This is a genomic window from Macrococcoides goetzii (genome assembly GCF_002742385.2).
Classification (GTDB): domain Bacteria; phylum Bacillota; class Bacilli; order Staphylococcales; family Staphylococcaceae; genus Macrococcoides; species Macrococcoides goetzii.
This window is the reverse complement of sequence record NZ_MJBI02000007.1, coordinates 28,392-47,727: the sequence shown is the minus strand read 5'-3', so window position 1 is coordinate 47,727 and position 19,336 is coordinate 28,392. Positions and strand designations below refer to the sequence as shown.

At 34.1% G+C, this 19,336-nt stretch carries 20 protein-coding genes; 11 read left to right on the top strand and 9 right to left on the bottom strand.

Features of this window, described 5'->3' with window-relative positions; all coding sequences use genetic code 11:
- The 9 genes from gyrB to dnaA form a co-directional block, all read right to left on the bottom strand.
- The gene (gyrB, locus tag BFS35_RS11570) at nt 1-1,923 is read right to left on the bottom strand and encodes a DNA topoisomerase (ATP-hydrolyzing) subunit B (RefSeq protein WP_099581660.1); all 1,923 of its coding nucleotides are present in this window, start codon (nt 1,921-1,923) and stop codon (nt 1-3) included.
- Nucleotides 1,924-1,930: 7 nt separating this feature from the next.
- Entirely contained in the window at nt 1,931-3,040 is a 1,110-nt protein-coding gene (gene recF, locus BFS35_RS11565) for a DNA replication/repair protein RecF (RefSeq protein ID WP_099581658.1), read from the bottom strand.
- The gene (gene yaaA, locus BFS35_RS11560; protein ID WP_099581657.1) at nt 3,040-3,258 is read right to left on the bottom strand and encodes a S4 domain-containing protein YaaA; all 219 of its coding nucleotides are present in this window, start codon (nt 3,256-3,258) and stop codon (nt 3,040-3,042) included. Before yaaA ends, recF begins: the two co-directional genes overlap by 1 nt.
- Before the next feature lie 149 nt (nt 3,259-3,407).
- Nucleotides 3,408-3,827 carry a disulfide oxidoreductase gene (locus tag BFS35_RS11555; RefSeq protein WP_099581655.1) on the bottom strand — a complete coding sequence of 140 codons (420 nt, stop codon included), beginning with the start codon at nt 3,825-3,827 and terminating at the stop codon, nt 3,408-3,410.
- Nucleotides 3,827-4,546 (bottom strand): DsbA family protein, encoded by a 720-nt coding sequence (locus tag BFS35_RS11550; protein ID WP_099581653.1) that lies wholly within the window; start codon nt 4,544-4,546, stop codon nt 3,827-3,829. The genes BFS35_RS11555 and BFS35_RS11550 overlap by 1 nt, the downstream gene beginning before the upstream one ends.
- Nucleotides 4,547-4,675: 129 nt before the next feature.
- Complete coding sequence (locus BFS35_RS11545; RefSeq protein ID WP_099581651.1) at nt 4,676-5,917, bottom strand: ABC transporter permease; 1,242 nt, start codon at nt 5,915-5,917, stop codon at nt 4,676-4,678.
- The gene (locus BFS35_RS11540) at nt 5,910-6,806 is read right to left on the bottom strand and encodes an ABC transporter ATP-binding protein (protein WP_099581649.1); all 897 of its coding nucleotides are present in this window, start codon (nt 6,804-6,806) and stop codon (nt 5,910-5,912) included. Before BFS35_RS11540 ends, BFS35_RS11545 begins: the two co-directional genes overlap by 8 nt.
- Before the next feature lie 170 nt (nt 6,807-6,976).
- A complete protein-coding gene (dnaN, locus tag BFS35_RS11535; protein WP_240628436.1) occupies nt 6,977-8,113 on the bottom strand; it encodes a DNA polymerase III subunit beta in 1,137 nt (378 codons plus the stop codon).
- A gap of 173 nt (nt 8,114-8,286) precedes the next feature.
- Nucleotides 8,287-9,624, bottom strand: a complete 1,338-nt coding sequence (gene dnaA / locus BFS35_RS11530; protein ID WP_099581646.1) for a chromosomal replication initiator protein DnaA — start codon at nt 9,622-9,624, stop codon at nt 8,287-8,289.
- A 471-nt stretch (nt 9,625-10,095) separates the two neighbouring features.
- Between dnaA and rpmH the strand changes: the two genes are divergently transcribed.
- The 11 genes from rpmH to BFS35_RS11475 all read left to right on the top strand — a co-directional run bounded on the left by rpmH (nt 10,096) and on the right by BFS35_RS11475 (nt 19,326).
- Nucleotides 10,096-10,233, top strand: a complete 138-nt coding sequence (rpmH, locus tag BFS35_RS11525; RefSeq protein WP_041636245.1) for a 50S ribosomal protein L34 — start codon at nt 10,096-10,098, stop codon at nt 10,231-10,233.
- Nucleotides 10,234-10,337: 104 nt separating this feature from the next.
- Nucleotides 10,338-10,685, top strand: a complete 348-nt coding sequence (gene rnpA / locus BFS35_RS11520) for a ribonuclease P protein component (protein WP_099581644.1) — start codon at nt 10,338-10,340, stop codon at nt 10,683-10,685.
- 21 nt (nt 10,686-10,706) lie between these two features.
- Nucleotides 10,707-11,522, top strand: a complete 816-nt coding sequence (jag, locus tag BFS35_RS11515) for an RNA-binding cell elongation regulator Jag/EloR (protein WP_099581642.1) — start codon at nt 10,707-10,709, stop codon at nt 11,520-11,522.
- A gap of 131 nt (nt 11,523-11,653) precedes the next feature.
- On the top strand, nt 11,654-13,036 hold the full coding sequence (mnmE, locus tag BFS35_RS11510; RefSeq protein WP_099581640.1) for a tRNA uridine-5-carboxymethylaminomethyl(34) synthesis GTPase MnmE: 1,383 nt from the start codon (nt 11,654-11,656) through the stop codon (nt 13,034-13,036).
- Nucleotides 13,037-13,048: 12 nt separating this feature from the next.
- Nucleotides 13,049-14,923, top strand: coding sequence for a tRNA uridine-5-carboxymethylaminomethyl(34) synthesis enzyme MnmG (gene mnmG / locus BFS35_RS11505; RefSeq protein ID WP_099581638.1), 1,875 nt, complete (start codon nt 13,049-13,051; stop codon nt 14,921-14,923).
- Nucleotides 14,924-15,640: a 16S rRNA (guanine(527)-N(7))-methyltransferase RsmG gene (gene rsmG, locus BFS35_RS11500; protein ID WP_099581636.1), complete on the top strand. Its 717-nt coding sequence runs from the start codon at nt 14,924-14,926 to the stop codon at nt 15,638-15,640.
- Nucleotides 15,641-15,687: 47 nt separating this feature from the next.
- Nucleotides 15,688-16,533 (top strand): nucleoid occlusion protein, encoded by an 846-nt coding sequence (noc, locus tag BFS35_RS11495; protein ID WP_099581634.1) that lies wholly within the window; start codon nt 15,688-15,690, stop codon nt 16,531-16,533.
- Nucleotides 16,534-16,645: 112 nt separating this feature from the next.
- Complete coding sequence (locus BFS35_RS11490; RefSeq protein WP_099581632.1) at nt 16,646-17,407, top strand: ParA family protein; 762 nt, start codon at nt 16,646-16,648, stop codon at nt 17,405-17,407.
- Nucleotides 17,400-18,248 carry a ParB/RepB/Spo0J family partition protein gene (locus BFS35_RS11485; RefSeq protein ID WP_099581630.1) on the top strand — a complete coding sequence of 283 codons (849 nt, stop codon included), beginning with the start codon at nt 17,400-17,402 and terminating at the stop codon, nt 18,246-18,248. The genes BFS35_RS11490 and BFS35_RS11485 overlap by 8 nt, the downstream gene beginning before the upstream one ends.
- The gene (locus BFS35_RS11480) at nt 18,249-19,145 is read left to right on the top strand and encodes a mechanosensitive ion channel family protein (protein WP_407943228.1); all 897 of its coding nucleotides are present in this window, start codon (nt 18,249-18,251) and stop codon (nt 19,143-19,145) included.
- Nucleotides 19,135-19,326, top strand: a complete 192-nt coding sequence (locus BFS35_RS11475; RefSeq protein ID WP_099581628.1) for a DUF951 domain-containing protein — start codon at nt 19,135-19,137, stop codon at nt 19,324-19,326. Before BFS35_RS11480 ends, BFS35_RS11475 begins: the two co-directional genes overlap by 11 nt.
- The last annotated feature ends 10 nt before the right edge of the window (nt 19,327-19,336 follow it).

Sequence of the window (19,336 nt, the reverse complement as noted above, 5' to 3'; positions counted from 1 at the left end):
TTATACATCAACATTTGCATAAACGGCGTTTTCTTCGATAAATGTACGACGATGTTCAACAACATCACCCATTAACATTTCAAAAACTTCATCCGCTTCTATCGCATCACCTAAAGTTACTTGCAACATCGAACGGTTCTCAGGATTCATTGTTGTCTCCCATAACTGGTCAGCATTCATCTCACCCAAACCTTTATATCGTGCTAATTGCCACTTCGGTGTAGCTGGTAATTCTTCTCTTAATTTATTTAATTCACGTTCATTATAGACGTAATATTTTTTCTTTCCTTGCTCCACTTTAAATAATGGTGGCTGTGCAATATAAATATATCCTGCTTCAAGTAAGGGTCTCATAAAACGATAGAAGAAAGTAAGCAATAGTGTTCTAATGTGCGCACCATCAACATCTGCATCGGTCATAATAACAATCTTATGATACCTTGCTTTAGAAATATCAAATTCTCCACCTATACCAGTACCCATCGCAGTAATCATAGAACGGATTTCATTATTTCCTAAAATACGATCTAATCGCGCTTTTTCAACGTTTAAAATCTTACCACGTAATGGAAGAATTGCCTGTGTCTTAGAATCGCGACCAGACTTCGCTGATCCACCGGCAGAATCTCCCTCAACGATATACAATTCGCTGATAGATGGATCCTTACTTGAACAGTCTGCAAGTTTACCTGGAAGACTAGAAATTTCCAGGCCAGATTTACGTCGCGTTACTTCACGTGCTTTCTTCGCAGCAAGACGCGCACGAGATGCTATGATACCTTTTTCAACGATAATGCGAGCAACTGGTGGATTCTCCATCAAGAATCTTTCAAAGTTTTCCGCAAATAGATTATCTGTAATTTGACGTACTTCTGTATTGCCTAGTTTCGTCTTCGTTTGTCCTTCAAACTGAGGATCACCATGTTTAATAGACACTACCGCAGTAATTCCTTCACGTACATCTTCACCTGATAATTTCTCATCGTTTTCTTTAATCAGTTTATTTTTAGCACCATAGTTATTAATGACACGTGTTAATGCACGTTTAAAGCCATCCTCATGTGTTCCACCTTCATATGTATGAATGTTATTTGCATAACTTAAGAGGTTTGTTGAGTAACCATTGTTATATTGTATTGAAATTTCTACTTCAATATCATCACGCGTGTCATGAATATAAATCGGTTCAGGGAATAATACTTCTTTAGATTTATTTAACAATTCAACGTAAGACTTAATACCACCTTCATAATGGTATTCATCTTCAATCACTTCTTCTTCACGTTCATCACGCACTGTAATCTTAATACCTTTGTTTAAGAAAGCAAGTTCACGTATACGCTTTTGTAAAATCTCGTATTCGTACACTGTTGTTTCCGTAAATATTTCCGGATCTGCTTTAAAGCGTATTTCAGTTCCAGTTTTATCTGTCTCACCAATAACTTTCAAATCGAAAGCGGGTACACCTTGATGATACGCCTGATGATGAATTTGTCCGTCTTTATGTACATATACTTCTAAAGTCGATGATAGGGCGTTAACAACTGAAGAACCTACACCATGTAATCCCCCAGAAACTTTATATCCACCACCGCCGAATTTACCTCCGGCATGCAGTACTGTTAAGATAACTTCTACAGCAGGACGACCCATTTTCTTATGCATTTCAACAGGAATACCACGCCCGTTATCTGTAACTTTAATCCAGTCATCTTTTTCTATCACTACTTCAATTTCATCTGCATATCCTGCTAATGCTTCGTCGATACTATTATCAACGATTTCCCATACTAAATGGTGTAAACCACGTGATGCAGTAGAACCGATATACATCCCTGGTCTTTTTCTAACTGCTTCTAATCCTTCTAATACTTGTATCTGGTCAGCACCATATTGATCTAAATTTTGTTCCAAGATTGTCACCTAGCCTTCAATTAGTCGAAATATGTCCATCAGAAACATTAAATAATTTCGCTCTGTTGATTGTTTCATGTTCAATACCATCCACTGATGTTGTTGTTACAAATGTTTGAACTTTATGTTGAATTGTAGTAAGTAAATGTGTCTGCCTTAAATCATCCAGCTCGCTTAATACATCATCCAGCAATAGAATCGGATATTCTCCCACTTCCAGATTAATCAATTCTATTTCAGCAAGCTTCACTGATAAAGCTGTCGTTCTCTGTTGACCTTGTGATCCGTACGTTTGCACGTCAATATCATTGATGGCAAAAGTAATATCATCACGATGTGGGCCAAATAAACTTTGTGCACGTTCTATCTCACGTTTACTTTCTTTATTTAGCAATGTAAGACAGGCTTCAATCATGGCCTGTGCGTCATCAATATATTCAAGACTTGATACATACTGTAATTTTAAGTTTTCTTTTTGTTTTGTAATGCCTTGATGAATAGGGAGGGCAAGTTCCTCCAGTTTTTCAATGAATGATTTACGTCGCTGCGTAAGTTTTACCGCATATTCCGCAAATTGTTCATTCAATACTTCAAGCATCGTTGTATCAGTATTGCCTGATAATTTAAGTTGTTTCAGATGATGATTCTTTTGTTTGAGTATTCTCTGAAAGTTTGATAAATCATTGAGGTAAACAGCGGAAATCTGGCCGATTTCCATATCGATGAAGCGGCGTCTTATTTGTGGACTACCCTTAACTAAATTTAAGTCTTCCGGCGCAAATAAAACGACATTCATATGGCCGATGTATTCAGTCAGTCGCTTTTGTTCTAAATGATTCACTTTCGCTTTTTTACCTTTTGATGAAATTGTGAGTGATAATGGGATGACGCCATGTCGATATGCTAAGTCACCTTCAATATGACTAAATTGTTCACCCCAGGTAATTAATTCTTTATCATTTGAAGTTCTGTGACTTTTAGCCATCGCTAAACAATATATCGCTTCTAAAAGATTTGTCTTTCCTTGTGCATTAATACCTATCAAAATATTTACTTCATCGCTAAAGTCTAATTTGACGGAATCATAATTACGATAATGCGATAAGGATAATGATTTTAACTTCATTATGCTTCCGTGTAAGTAATCTTGTAAGTTTCGCCTTCAACTTCTAAAAGATCATTCTGATGAAGCTTCTTACCACGTCTGTTTTCTTCTTCTCCGTTCAACATTACCGGGTTATCCTGCAGATACCATTTCGCTTGTCCGCCCGTTGAGATAATCCCTTCTGCTTTTAGAAATTGACCTAACGTAATCTCACTATTTAGTTCGACTATATTTACCATTCACGGTTCACTCCTATTCCATGTCAGTCATTATATAATTATACCTTTAATCTTTAAAAATTGCATGTCTTTTCACATAAATAAAAACGCTGAATGCTTATCATTCAACGTTTTTATTTATGAACATTACATATTGTTTTTAAAATCCTTTATTTTGCATCTGCATTTGATTTTCTAACGAGTAGCATCATCACTGTAATCAACAAAAATGCTGTTCCCGCTAAAAACGGAATTGTGATAAAACCAAAGTAATTCACATACTGTGTACTACACGGGACACCACCAACACAAGGTTTGATTGGTGCAAAGCCAGGAATCTTCTGTTCCATATAGTGAATAACTGAAATGCAAAACCCAATAACTGAGAATGTCATAATCAAATATTTATAGTGATATGCATTTGTAAATGCTGCAAAACCAGCAATAATCACTAAAGGATACATTAAAATCCTTTGATACCAGCATTTTTCACAAGGTACATAATGCATGATTTCTGAAAAATATAAACTACCTAACATCGCCACAAGTGCAATTACCCAGGAAATATAAAAATATTTAGTGTTTTTCATTATTTTAAAGCCTTATCAATAGCTTCTGAAACCGCATCGATATTCATCGGATCAGCAAGTGCTTTACCGTTAACAATGATTGTTGGTGTAGAAGTGATATTGTGTTTTTGATATAAATCGATATCTTTTTGAACAGCAGCTTTCTCACTGTTCGCTTTAATTGCATCAACTATTTTCGCTTCGTCTTTTACACCTGCTGTTTTAAGTGCTTTCTTAACTGCAGACATTGTTAACCATTTATCTTGAGAACCATTATGCGTTTGTAATTTAAATAATGCATCATGGAATGCCCAATATTTATCAGGATCATTTTTTAGTACTGTTTCACCAGCAAGTCCGCCTAAAATTGATTGTTCGGCATGGAACGGTGTATGAATAAAGTAGTAGTTTGCTTTACCTGTATCAAAGTATTTTTTCTTGAGTTCAGGTTTCATGTTGCTATCAAAATACTTACATGCTGGACATTTAAAATCTCCAAATTCAATGACTGTAACTTTCGCATCTTTTTTCCCCATCATCGGTTGACCTTTAACATCCACTTTATCAGTGTCCACAGGACCTTTACCTTGATTGTTATTGACTGTAGAATCAACTGTCGATGTATCGACATTATCTGTCTCAGCTTTATCTTTTTGCTTCATGATAACCATTGCTGCCAAAGCACCTACAACTAGCAATGTAAGAACCATCGTAAAAATTAATGAGCTTTTATTCTTCATCGAATTGACCTCTCTTTATTGTGTATACACAATTTGTTATTTATTTTTATATATTTTTAAAATACATAGTATAAATATTATATTAAATAAAATAACAATGCCACAATAAAATAGTTAATCTTTTGTGAACTATTTTGTTTGCAATGCTCTTTTAAAATTCTTAATCAGTCCTTTATCGTTACTGAATACACTGCCTTTGTATATTTTTGCTGCGATAAAAAACAGTGCAATAATTGTAACGATACAAATAATAATACCAATGATAATCTGAACATCACTCGTTTTTTGAGAAATGGTTCTGAGTAACATTACTTGTGGTGTGAAGAAAGGAATAAAGCTTGTAATCTTAACAAGCATTGTGTCTGGTGTCGTTAAGCTAAACATTGCAATATAGAATGCAGCCATATTTAAAAATGTGACCGGCATTATCGCCTGACCTATATCTTCTATACGGTTTGTAAGAGAACCGACAATCGCACTTAAACTGATATATAGCAATAAGCCCAAAATTAAGAAAATAAGTGCATACATAAGTACACGAACATTTTCCTGTGTAAATTTAAATCCAAAACTTTCAATCGTTTTATTTAAATTAAACACCTGAACGCATACAAGAATTGTAATGGCGTATATGATAATCTGTACTAATGCAACTGCAATGACTCCAATAATCTTAGCCATTAAATGCGTGATCGGTGAAATACTTGTGACGATCATTTCAATGACACGTGATGATTTCTCCTGTGCAATTTCTGTAGCAATTTGACTTCCATAGTTAATCGTAATAAAGAAAATTAAAAAGATTCCTGCATACACTAATGCTGTATTTACTGCTTTACTTTCCTCTGACACTTTATCGTTAGCATCTAATGGTTTAATAACTTCATTATCAACTTTAGCCTGTGATAAAACTTTTGCTAATTTATCAGGCGCAAGATTTAGTGACTTTGCAATATTATTGCTCTGAAAAGCAGTCAATGTTGATTGTATCTGCATCAGTTCATCTGTTCCTAAGCTATCTAGTGTATAAACCTTACTTTCAATTGTTTTATCTGTATTTTCTTTAATATCAATCAATACTTTATATTTTTCATTTTTTATACCTTTTTTTCCCGCTTCAAGATCAACTATCTTTAACTTCTTTTTCTTATCTAATTTTTGATATTCATTTTTAAATACAGTTGATAATGTTTTGTCTTCGGAAGAAATAACTGTAATATCATCTTCGCTTTTATCAAAGAAATCATAAATTTTATCAGCGTTACTTAATGCGATGATCGCTAAGATTACGATCAACGTTGAAATGATAAACGATTTACTCGATACTTTTTTCCAGAATGTTAACCAAAATGTCGGTATAAATTTATTCATGTCTATTACCTACTTTCTCAATGAATATTTCATTTAGAGATGGCTCATTGACCTGGAATCTTGAAACATAGCCCATTTGTTTAACAGCATCGAATATGATAGGTGCTACCTCTCCATTAGCAATTTGAATACGCACATCATTTTTATTTTGACTAAATTTTGTTACACCGGGAATATTCGCTAACGTACTAAAATCATGCTGTCCTTCAATAATGATTTCTTTCTTGCCGAAATCATGTTTCACTTGTTTTATTTCTCCTGAAACAACCGTCTTACCTTTATTCAAAATACATACATGTTCACACATCTCTTCTACATGTTCCATGCGATGCGAACTAAATACAATCGTAGCACCATTTTCATTGATTTCTTTAACAGCTGATTTTAACAGTTCTACATTCACTGGATCAAGACCGCTAAAAGGTTCATCAAGAATAAGTAAAGAAGGGCTATGTATAATGGCACCAATCAATTGGATTTTTTGTTGATTACCTTTAGATAAGTCTTCGATTTTCTTATTTTTATTTTCTGGTACATCGAAACGATCGAGCCAATAATCCAGAGCTTTATCAATTTCCTTTTTGTTCATACCTTTTAACTGGGCTAAATACTGAATTTGTTCACTTACTTTTAATTTTGGATTTAAGCCACGCTCTTCAGGTAAGTAACCTATTTTGTCGGTGACGGAATAATCAATCGGTTTACCGTTATATGTGATTGTTCCTGTCGTCTTAGATAGAAGACCTAAAATTATACGAAACGTTGTCGTTTTTCCCGCACCATTTCCGCCTAAGAAACCAAGCATCTCACCAGCAGGTACAGAAATATTAACGTTGTCTACTGCTTTGAAATCATTAAATTCTTTACTAACATTCTCCAGAATTAGCATTTTGTTACCTCCATCATTGTTTTTGAGGATTTCCATACTTTAAGAAAATAGTATTATCTCACTTAAAATTGTAATATATTGCATATTTTATGACAAGTATATTTGTCAAAATAAAAACTTTATTTGTCAAAACAAAAAGCTTAAACCAGAATTTGGCTTAAGCTTTTAAATTAATATGTTCTTATCGGTAAAATAAGCTGAACTAAATTTTCATCTTCTTCGGGCTTTAGGATGAATGGTCGCATCGTTCCAAAGAACTCGATTTGAACATCATCATTATCAATGGCACGTAGTGCATCCATCATATATTTTGAGTTAAAGGAAATTTTGATACCTTCTCCTTCAAATTTATTTGTCTTAACATCTTCTTTCACCGTACCGATTTCAGGCGAAGTAGAAGATAATTCTACTGCATTCTCTACAGCGGATAATTTAATAACGTTATTTCCTCCTTCACGTGCGAGTAATGAAGCACGATCAATCGCGTGGAAAAAGTCTCCGTTATTAATAGATAATGCCGTCTCATAGCTTTCCGGGAATAGACGTGAAGTATCTGGATAATTTCCTTCAAGCAGACGTGAGATAAAGTTAATATTTCCAACTTTGAATAATACTTGGTTTGATGCAAAGAAAATATCGATTGTTTCTTCAGTATCATCAATAATTTTATTTAACTCACTTAATGCTTTTCCTGGAATAATGACATTGATTGTTTCAATGTTCGTGTTTTCCAGTTGCAACTTTCTTAAAGCTAAGCGATGTGAATCTGTTGCAGTACAGTTTAATATACCATCACTTATCATCCAGTTCACACCCGTTAACACTGGTCGTGTTTCTGACGTGGACACTGCAAAATTAGTTTGTTTGATAATATTTTTTAATACTTTAATTGGCAAAGTTATTGCTTCTTGTTCACTTACTTGTGGCAATAATGGATATTGATCTGAATCAATCCCTGATACATTAAATTCTGATTGTCCTGAAGTAATTTTTGCCTGGAAGTTATCGTTTGTTTCAATCGTTACAGTATCTGCAGGTAATTTTTTAATGATATCTACAAAGAAACGACCGGGTAATACGATTGATCCTTTCGTATCAACAGATAAAATTTCATTGTCTCCTTTTTCAGTAGGAATCGTAATTTCAATCGATACTTCTGAGTCTGACCCTGTTAATACTAATTTGTTATCAAAAGCATCTAATTTAATACCCGTTAACACAGGTAAAGTTGTTCTTGGAGAAATGGCTTTTAATGTATCATTCAATTGAGTAATAAAGTGATCTCTTTGAATTGTAAATTTCATAATGAATAAGCTCCTTAAAATGATATTTATATATATATTTTATCTCTTTTAAAATCGTAATAATAGTAGTAAGGGCTGTGAATAGGTGGATAAGTCTATTGAACTGAGTGAAGCGTAGATATCCACATGTGCATAACTTGTTTATATGTCGCGAAAAGTTATGCACAATTTTAACATTAACCCTTGATATCTTTTTCGATATTTTTTAAATCACTTTTTAAACTATTATCATGTTCTAATTCTTTTCTGATCTTTTCATGCGCATGTATGACAGTGGTATGATCTCTTCCACCAAATTCTTCACCAATTTTAGGTAAAGAGAAATCAGTCAGTTCACGTGCTAAGTACATTGCAATTTGTCTAGGAAATGCAATAGATTTAGTTCGTTTTTTTGCACTGAAATCCTCTAGACGTATATTATAGTATGCACCAACAGCTTCCTGAATATCCTGAATCGTTACTTTCTTTGGTTTACTAGAAGCGATAATATCTTTTAAAGCTTCAGCTACTAAATCAGAGTTTAATTCACGGTTTACTAATTTAGAATAGGCAACAACTTTTGTCAGAGCGCCCTCAAGTTCACGAATATTTGATTGAATTTGAGTGGCGATATAAAGCATTGCTTCATTTGGTATCTCTATATTTTCTTCTTCTGATTTTTTACGTAATATAGCAATGCGTGTTTCAAGATCAGGTGGGGTAACGTCTGTCGTTAATCCCCATTCGAATCGTGAGCGTAAACGTTCTTCTAAAGTAGGTATTTCTTTTGGAGCACGGTCACTTGAAATTACAATTTGTTTATGGTTTTGATGAAGTTCATTAAATGTATGGAAAAATTCTTCTTGTGTAGACTCTTTTCCTGCTAAAAACTGGATATCATCAATGAGCAGTACATCAACATTACGATATTTTGATCTGAATTCTTCAGTTTTGTTGTCTTTAATAGAATTGATGAATTCATTCGTAAACTTTTCACTTGAAGTATATACGACTTTTGCATTTTCCTTATGTTCCATCACATAATGTCCGATAGCATGCATTAGATGCGTCTTCCCTAAACCTACGCCACCATATATAAACAGCGGATTGTAAGCTTTAGCCGGAGCTTCAGCAACTGCTAAACTTGCTGCGTGACTAAAGCGATTACCACTTCCAATGACGAAAGTGTCAAAAGTATTATCAGTATTGAGTTGGCTAGGTAAAATTTCTTGAGAAGCCGGTTTTTCAGCAGGTTTATTTGTCTGAAAATCAGTTTCGGAATCATCAAATTCATCAGAAATTACTTTGATATTTAAATGTTCCCCAATAGTTTCTTCTATAACTTCCTGAATTAAGTTTAAATAATTTTTTTTCAGCCAGTCTGCATTGAAAGAAGTTGGTGCTAAAATAACGATTTGATTGTTATCTAGAGATTTAATCTTTGTTTCACTAAACCAAGTATCGTAACTTGCGTTCGTTAGTTTTGTCTGTAATTTTTTTAAAACTTTATCCCATATCGTATCGATTCCACTCATAATGTTCCTCTTTCTTATAAAAAAATTTCAAAGTTATACACAGTATTAAAAATGTGAATAAACATAAAACACAGGTTTGTATATTTTATCCACAAGCTATACACAAAATGTGGATAAAAATAATAAACCAATTCTTTATCCACAAGAAATATATCAAAATCTTATCAAAAAAAGATTATAATATCAAGTGTTACATCGACTTATCCACAAACATATACTTAATCACAATGCACTTTAAAAGTAATGTTGAATATGTGATTTAGGATGTGAATAACTATGGAATAAGTAAAATACGATATATAACTATCCACAAAAATTTGTGAATAAATGTGGATAAGTGGATATCTTTCTTTCAATCTGTTGTTAGAAACAGGTTGATTTTAGCCGTCGCTTTTGATATACTTCAATAGTTACTGTAAATCACTAGACGAAATTCGATAGATGAAATATAAATTAATGGAGGTGTTTTTAGTGGTAAAACGTACTTATCAACCAAATAAACGTAAACATAGTAAAGTTCATGGATTCCGTGCACGTATGAGCACAAAAAACGGCCGTAACGTATTAGCGCGTCGTCGTCGTAAAGGCAGAAAAGTATTATCAGCATAAGATCACTGAACAATTCAGTGGTCTTTTTTATTTTGTTTAAAACAGGTCTGTATTCTAGTATAATGAATGAAAGTATCTATTTTAGTGATAGAAGTTGGTGTATCGTGGAAAAAGCATATCGAATCAAAAAAAATGATGATTTTCAAAAAGTTTATAAACAAGGTAAGTCAGTTGCTAATAAACAATTTATCATCTATAGACTAAAAAATCAGGAAAATGAGCATTTTAGATTAGGCATTTCAGTGTCAAAAAAAATTGGAAATGCAGTGACACGTAATCGTATAAAAAGAGCGATTAGAGAAAGTTTTACGCGCCATAAACAAGATATCATTAAAGATGATTTTATTGTTATTGCTAGAAACCCTTCAAAAGATATGACAGTTGATGAGATTCATAAGAGTCTGGAGCATGTCATGAAGATTGCGAAAGGTTTTAATAAAAGAATCAGTTAATCTTATGATGGAGGTATGCCTGTGTTAGAGAAAAATTATATTGCGAGTACTGTTGAACTTGCGATTCAACAAGGACTTGATGAATTAAATCTGCAAGAAAAACAAGTAAAGATTGAAGTTATCCAGCCAGGAAAGAAAGGCTTTTTTGGTATTGGCAAAGCTGATGCAGAAGTGAAACTTACTGTAATTGATCCTGAATTAAAGAAACTTCCTACTATTGAAGCTGTTAAAAATAGGAGTGAACACTTTTCTCAGAAAACAGAAGCACACACGATTAATACAGAGCGTGTACAATATGAGCAACCGGATAATAAAAAGGTTATTGAAACAGATGTAGTTATAAATGCTACTACTGAAAAAGAGTCAGTATCAAAAAAACACGCAAAAACAGATGCACTGAATCAAACTGAAAAATATATCACTGCTATTATTCAGGAGATGGGACTTAATGTTTCTGCAACAAGCACATTTAAAAATAATAGTGAAGTAGTGATTAATTTAGAATCAAGCGAAGCTGGAAGAATTATCGGAAAGCGTGGGCAAGTATTAAATAGTCTGCAGTTGCTTGCTCAAAATTATTATAATCACATTGAAAAAGGTTATATGACTGTGACACTGGATATCGAGAATTACCGTGAGAAACGTAAAGAAACGTTACAAAATCTCGCATTAAATATGTCAAAAAAAGCAGTTGCTACACGTAAGCCGGTTAAATTTGAACCGATGCCGAACTATGAGCGAAAAATTATGCATCAAATATTGACGAATATTGAGAATATCGAAACATATTCAGAAGGTCGTGAACCGCATCGTTATTTAGTCATTAAAGCACGCTAATTGTATAACTCTGACTAACTCTAAAAACATTAAGTTTTTAGAGTTAATCTGTTTATTTAAAGCAAAAGTGTTTTCATTTTTAGCATTTCAAACTACAATCAACAAATGGATATTTAAAGGAGGATCAATGTATGGAATTCGACACAATTTCAAGTATTTCAACACCAATGGGAGAAGGCGCGATTGCTATCGTTAGACTTTCTGGAGATGAAGCGATAAATATTGCAGACAAGATATATAAAGGTAAGCATAAATTAATCAATGTTGATTCACACACGATAAATTACGGCCATATTATTGATCCTGAGACAAATGACGTTGTTGAAGAAGTAATGGTGGCAGTAATGCGTGCACCTAGAACCTATACAAGAGAAGATATTGTTGAAATCAATTGTCATGGTGGTATTATGACGGTTAATCGTGTATTAGAACTAACATTATCTAATGGTGCAAAGTTAGCTGAGCCAGGAGAATTTACAAAACGTGCATTTTTGAACGGTCGTATTGATTTATCTCAAGCAGAAGCGACTATGGATTTTATTCGTTCTAAAACAGATCGCGCCTCAAAAGTTGCAATGCAGCAAATTGAAGGTCGACTTAGCACACTTATTAAAGGATTACGTCAATCAATCCTGGAAATTCTAGCACAAGTAGAAGTTAATATTGATTATCCTGAATATGATGACGTAGAAGAAGCTACGAATCAATTCCTATTAACAGAAGCTGAAAAGATAAAGACGAGCATTGAGTCTTTATTACAAACTGGTACGCAAGGTAAAATCTTACGTGAAGGATTATCAACAGTTATCGTTGGTAAACCTAATGTAGGTAAATCATCAATGTTAAATAATTTAATTCAAGATAATAAAGCAATTGTTACGGAAATCGCAGGAACAACACGTGATGTATTAGAGGAGTATGTAAACGTACGCGGCGTACCTTTACGTTTAGTAGATACGGCAGGTATTCGTGAAACAGACGATATCGTAGAAAAGATTGGTGTTGAACGTAGTCGCGAGGCTTTAAGCAAAGCTGATTTAATTCTTTACGTATTAAATTATAATGAAGCATTAACAGAAAGTGATTATCAGCTTGCTGAAGTCATTAAAAATGAAGATGTTATCGTTATTATTAACAAAACTGATTTATCACAAGCATTAGACATTGAAGCGGTGAAACAAATGGTTGGAGTAGATACACCAATTGTGATGACATCGATGGTTGACCAAAGTGGTATAGAACAGTTAGAAGAAAAGATTCGTGATCTATTCTTTGAAGGTACAGTATCGAATCAAGATATGACGTATGTTTCAAATGCACGACACATTAGTTTATTAAAAGACGCTAAACAATCAATCAGTGATGCGATTATGGCTGCTGAAAGTGGCGTACCGATAGATATGATTCAAATTGATTTAATAAAAACTTGGGAGTTACTTGGAGAAGTAATTGGTGAGTCTGTTGCAGACGGCTTAATCGATCAGTTATTTAGCCAGTTCTGTTTAGGAAAATAAGGAGGAAACATTTTGGAACAAAGATATGATGTAATTGTTGTTGGTGCCGGTCATGCCGGTGTTGAAGCGGGACTCGCTGCAGCTAGAAAAGGGGCAAAGACTTTAATGCTAACAATTAATTTAGACTCAGTCGCTTTTATGCCATGTAACCCATCTGTAGGTGGACCAGCAAAAGGGATTGTTGTTCGAGAAATAGATGCTTTAGGTGGCCAAATGGCTAAAACAATCGACAAAACGCATATTCAAATGCGTATGTTAAACACAGGTAAAGGTCCAGCAGTGCGTGCATTACGTGCTCAAGCAGATAAAGTACTTTACCAACAAGAAATGAAGGATGTTATTGAGAATACGGACAACCTAGATATTATGCAAGGTATGGTTGAGCGTTTAATTATAGAAGACGATAAAGTAAAAGGTGTCGAAACAATTATTGGTACAACGTATTATGCAGATGCTGTTGTATTAACAACAGGGACATTCTTACGTGGAGAAATTATTTTAGGTAAAATTAAATATTCTTCAGGACCAAATCACCAAATGCCATCAATCACATTAGCAGATCACTTACGTGAAATCGGCTTTGATATTGTGCGCTTTAAAACGGGAACACCACCTCGTGTGAATGGCAATACAATTGATTATTCTAAAACTGAAATTCAGCCTGGTGATGAAGTACCACGTGCATTCAGTTACGAAACGACTGAATTCATCTTAGATCAGTTACCTTGCTGGTTAACATATACGAATGCTGCAACACATAAAGTGATTGATGATAATTTACATTTATCAGCGATGTATTCAGGCATGATTAAAGGAACAGGTCCACGTTATTGCCCATCGATTGAAGATAAATTCGTGCGTTTCAATGATAAACCACGTCATCAAATCTTCTTAGAGCCGGAAGGACGTAATACGAAAGAAGTCTATGTACAAGGATTATCTACAAGTTTACCTGAGCATGTGCAACTTCAAATGTTACAATCCATTCCTGGGCTAGAAAAAGCAGACATGATGCGTGCGGGTTACGCGATTGAGTATGATGCAATTGTTCCAACACAATTATGGCCAACACTTGAAACAAAAAAGATAGATGGCTTATTTACTGCGGGACAAATTAACGGAACAAGTGGATACGAAGAAGCGGCTGGTCAAGGTTTAATGGCCGGTATTAATGCTGCAGCGAAAGTATTAAATCACGAACCGTTAATTTTAGGGCGTCACGAAGCATACATTGGTGTATTAATCGATGACTTAGTAACGAAAGGCACAAATGAACCATATCGACTACTTACAAGCCGAGCAGAACATCGTTTGTTATTACGCCATGACAATGCAGATTTACGCTTAACGGAAATCGGGAAAGAAATTGGATTGATAGATGAAGCGCGTTATGCTAAATTTATTGCAAAGAAAGCTGCTATTTCCGAGGAAATAAAACGTTTAACCGATACGCGCATTAAACCAAATGCGTTGACACAAGATATGATTGCATCTCGTGGGGGTACTGCATTGAAAGATGGTATTTTAGCGATTGATTTATTACGTCGCCCTGAAATGGATTATAATTCTGTTGCATCACTTATTGACAGTGATATTACAGTGGATGAAGCGGTAGCTGAACAAGTAGAAATCCAAACGAAATACGAAGGTTACATTCAAAAGTCATTACAACAAGTTGAAAAAGTAAAACGTATGGAAAATAAAAAAATTCCAGAAAATATTGATTATGATGATATTCATTCATTAGCAACAGAAGCTCGTCAGAAATTAAAGGAAGTTAAACCTTTAAGTATTGCTCAGGCTTCAAGAATTTCAGGTGTGAATCCTGCAGATATTTCAATTTTATTAGTCTATATTGAACAGGGAAAAATTAAAAGGGTGAACTAGATGAACGAGACGCAATTCGTACAAAAATTACAGGAAAAAGGCTTTACTATCACTGAAAAACAACAAAAACAATTTGCAATTTACTATGAAACTTTAGTAGAGTGGAATAAGCTAATGAATTTAACTGCTGTAACTGAAAAAGAAGAAGTATACTTAAAGCACTTTTTTGATTCAATTACACCAAGTTTCTATTATGATTTTACGAAGGTTCAATCCATTTGTGATGTTGGTGCAGGTGCTGGATTTCCAAGCATACCATTAAAAATTATGTTCCCTCATCTTGAAGTGACAATCGTTGATTCATTAAATAAACGCATCAACTTCTTAAATCATTTAAGTGCAGAACTTGATTTGACGAACGTTCGATTTATTCATGATCGTGCTGAAACGTTTGGTAAGGGCGAGTACCGTGAATCATTTGATGTAGTAACAGCACGCGCAGTTGCTCGTCTTTCAGTACTTAGTGAATTATGTCTACCTCTTGTTAAAAAAGGTGGTCATTTTATAGCGTTAAAAGGTGCACAAGGTGAAATAGAAGTTGAAGAAGGTTTATTTGCAATTTCAATTTTAGGTGGAGAAGTCATTCATAATCATCCTTTAACGTTACCAGAAGAAGATAGTATGCGTTATATTTTAGATATTGAAAAGAAACGTCAAACACCTAAAAAATATCCACGCAAACCAGGCACACCGAATAAAGAGCCTTTATTAAAGTAAGATACTAAATTGTTATCGTATTTTGAAGTGAAAGTGAGTCGATTGATATGAAAAAACCCTTTTCTAAATTATTTGGACTAAAAGATAAAGAAGAAGATGTTGAGGTACAACGTCAGAACGGTAATGTAGTTACAGTTCCAGTAGAACGCATTGTACCGAACAGATATCAACCAAGACAAATTTTTGATGAAGAAAAAATTAAAGAATTAGCAGAATCTATTCGTTCATATGGTTTATTACAACCAATTGTTGTACGTCCAATTGAAGAAGGTATGTATGAAATTATTGCCGGAGAAAGACGTTTCCGAGCTTTAAAGTTCAATAGTACTGCTGAAACTGAAGTAATTGTTAAACAAATGAATGATAAAGAAACAGCTGCGATTGCTTTAATCGAAAATATTCAACGTGAAAATTTATCAGCTGTCGAAGAAGCGGAAGCTTATAAGAAGTTATTAGACTTAGATGGTATTACGCAACAGGATCTTGCGACAAGTTTAGGTAAAAGCCAGTCATTTATTGCGAATAAGTTAAGACTATTACGCTTATCTCAACCGATTTTAGATGCATTGAGCAAGCAGCAAATTACAGAACGACATGCCAGAGCATTACTTGCTTTAGATGAAATTGGACAAAAAAAGATGCTGGACATTATTAAAAGCCAAAATTTAAATGTGAAGCAGACAGAAGAACGTGTTAAGCGTATGTTGGGTGGAGAAGATGTGAAACCTAAACGCATTGGCTTTACGAGAGACTTAAAGCTTGCGTTTAATACAATCGGTGAAAGTTTAAAAGCTGTAGAAAAAAGCGGCGTAAAAGTAAAACGTAAAGATACCGAGTATGAAAATTTCTATGAAATTTCTATAAAAGTATTTAAGAATGATATGAATCAATAAAGTGGATGATACTTTCATCCGCTTTTTTCTGTTCACGGATTGTCTGTGCAGAATTTCGATAAAATTGTTATAATCGTTACTATATGAAAAACATGAGTAGGAGAGAATATTGATGACAAAAATATTGGCCATCGCAAATCAAAAAGGTGGAGTTGGTAAAACGACAACTTCAGTTAACTTAAGTGCTGCATTAGCGGAACTTGGTAAAAAAGTTTTATTAGTAGATACCGATCCTCAAGGTAATGCCACGAGTGGTGTTGGTGTAGATAAAAATAACGTAGAAAATTCAGTGTACGACATGCTTGTTGAAGATGTAAATATCAATAAATGTGTTTTGGAAACAGCGGTTGAAAACTTATATATTATTCCAGCTAATATTGCGTTAGCTGGTGCCGAGATTGAGTTAGTTTCTGCGATGAGCAGAGAAGTACGTTTAAAATATGCATTTAAAGAGTTAGAAACTGATTTTGATTATATTATCATTGATTGTCCACCTTCTTTAGGTTTACTTACAATCAATTCATTTACTGCAGCGAATGGAATCGTAATCCCTGTACAATGTGAATACTATGCACTAGAAGGTTTGAGTCAATTACTGAACACAATTCGTTTAGTACAACGTCATTTAAATCAATCGCTTGAAATTGAAGGTGTATTATTAACGATGTTGGATGCTCGTACGAATTTAGGTAATGATGTGATTGCAGAAGTAAAAGACCACTTTGGTGAAAAAGTATACGATACAATTATTCCGCGTAACGTCCGATTATCAGAAGCACCATCTCACGGACAACCGATCAATGTATACGATGCACGTTCAACGGGAGCCAAGACGTATAAGAGCTTAGCTGAGGAGGTTGTACGCCATGGCTAGAGGATTAGGTAAAGGATTAGGAAGAGGCTTAGATGCACTTTTCCAGGAGAACCAACAGGATGAATTAGTAGAAGATATCAGTCTTTCAGAATTACGTCCAAATCCATATCAGCCGCGTCATGAATTTGATGAGCAGGCATTGAACGAATTAAGTGAGTCGATTAAGATGCATGGTGTACTGCAACCTATCGTTGTACGTAAGTCAGTGAAAGGTTATGACATTGTTGTAGGTGAAAGACGTTTTAGAGCAAGCAAATTAGCAGGTAAAGTAAAGATTCCGGCAATCGTTAAACAATTAACTGATACACAAATGATGGAACTTGCAGTGATTGAGAATTTACAGCGTGAAGATTTAAATCCACTTGAGGAAGCGAAGAGCTATCAATTTCTAATGGATAAATTAAATTTAACACAAGCTGAAACAGCTGATCGATTAGGTAAATCAAGACCCTATATTGCGAATATGCTGCGTCTTATGAATTTACCACAGGCGGTTAAAGATTTAATTGATCAGAAGAAAATTTCTGGCGGACATGGACGTACACTACTTGGACTAAAATCAGAAGAAGAAATGATTTCAGTTGCTAAAAAAGTAATTGCTGAATCGATGAGTGTACGTGAACTAGAAAAATATATTAAAGATTTAAATCATACAGAAGCTAAGCCGAAGAAAGAAAAGAAAAAACCAGTGTTTCTTGTGAAACATGAAGAAAACTTAAAGCGCCATTTAGGGACAAAAGTTGAAATTTCTAAATCGCGTAAAAAAGGAAAAATTGCAATTGAGTTTACTTCTGAAGAAGAGTTTAATCGTATTATTGCATTGTTAGAGAATACACAGTAGGTGAATGTTTTGAATGAGATTATGAATGAAATTGAAAGTACCTTTTTCGATTCGAAACTATGGATTAGTATTGGAACAGATATTTTATGGTCGATCATATTATTATTAATTGCCGTTGTTGTCATTAGAGTCGTACATAAATTCATTGAACAATTTTTCAGAGTGAGGCGTAAAACAAATTTTTCACAATCAACGAAACGCGACACAACATTGATTAAACTACTGCAAAATATTGCATCGTATGTAATTTGGTTTATCGTATTAACGACAATACTGAGTAACTTTGGTGTGAAAGTTGAAAGTATTATTGCTGGTGCTGGTATTGCTGGTATCGCTATTGGTTTTGGTGCACAAACTTTGGTCAAAGATGTTATTACTGGTTTCTTTATTATCTTTGAAAATCAATTTGATGTTGGAGATTATGTTAGAATAAATACAACAGGTACTACTGTTGCAGAAGGTACTGTTCAATCTATTGGTCTCCGTTCAACGCGTATTAAATCTTTTACAGGTGAACTTACGATCTTGCCTAATGGCACAATGAATGAAATTGTAAACTTCTCAGTGAATAACTCGATTGCAATCTTCGATATTTCCGTATCAAGTGAAGAAAATATTTCGCATATAGAATCAATATTGCAGCCGTATTTATTAACATTACCTGAGAAATATGCTGATTTAGTTAAAGCGCCTGAAATGTTAGGTGTTGAAATGGTCAGTGCAGGAGAAACAAAAATAAGAATGTCGGCAGAAACATTACCGAATAATCATGTGAAAGTTTCAAGGGTATTACGTGGTGATATTAAAGAGTTTTTAGATCAAAATGGTATTCACGTGCCTATGCCACGTGTTGTTATGTATAATCAACCAAATAAGGGTGATCACAATGCAAAATGATTATGAATTAAATACAATTGTTGAGATGAAGAAACCACATGCGTGTGGAGAGAAACTTTTTAAAGTAATTCGTTTAGGTGCAGATATTCGCATTAAATGCGAAGGTTGTGGTCGTAGTATTATGTTGCCAAGACAAGAATTCAATAAAAAAATTAAAAAGATAACGGCACATGCCGAATAAGGAGAAGAAA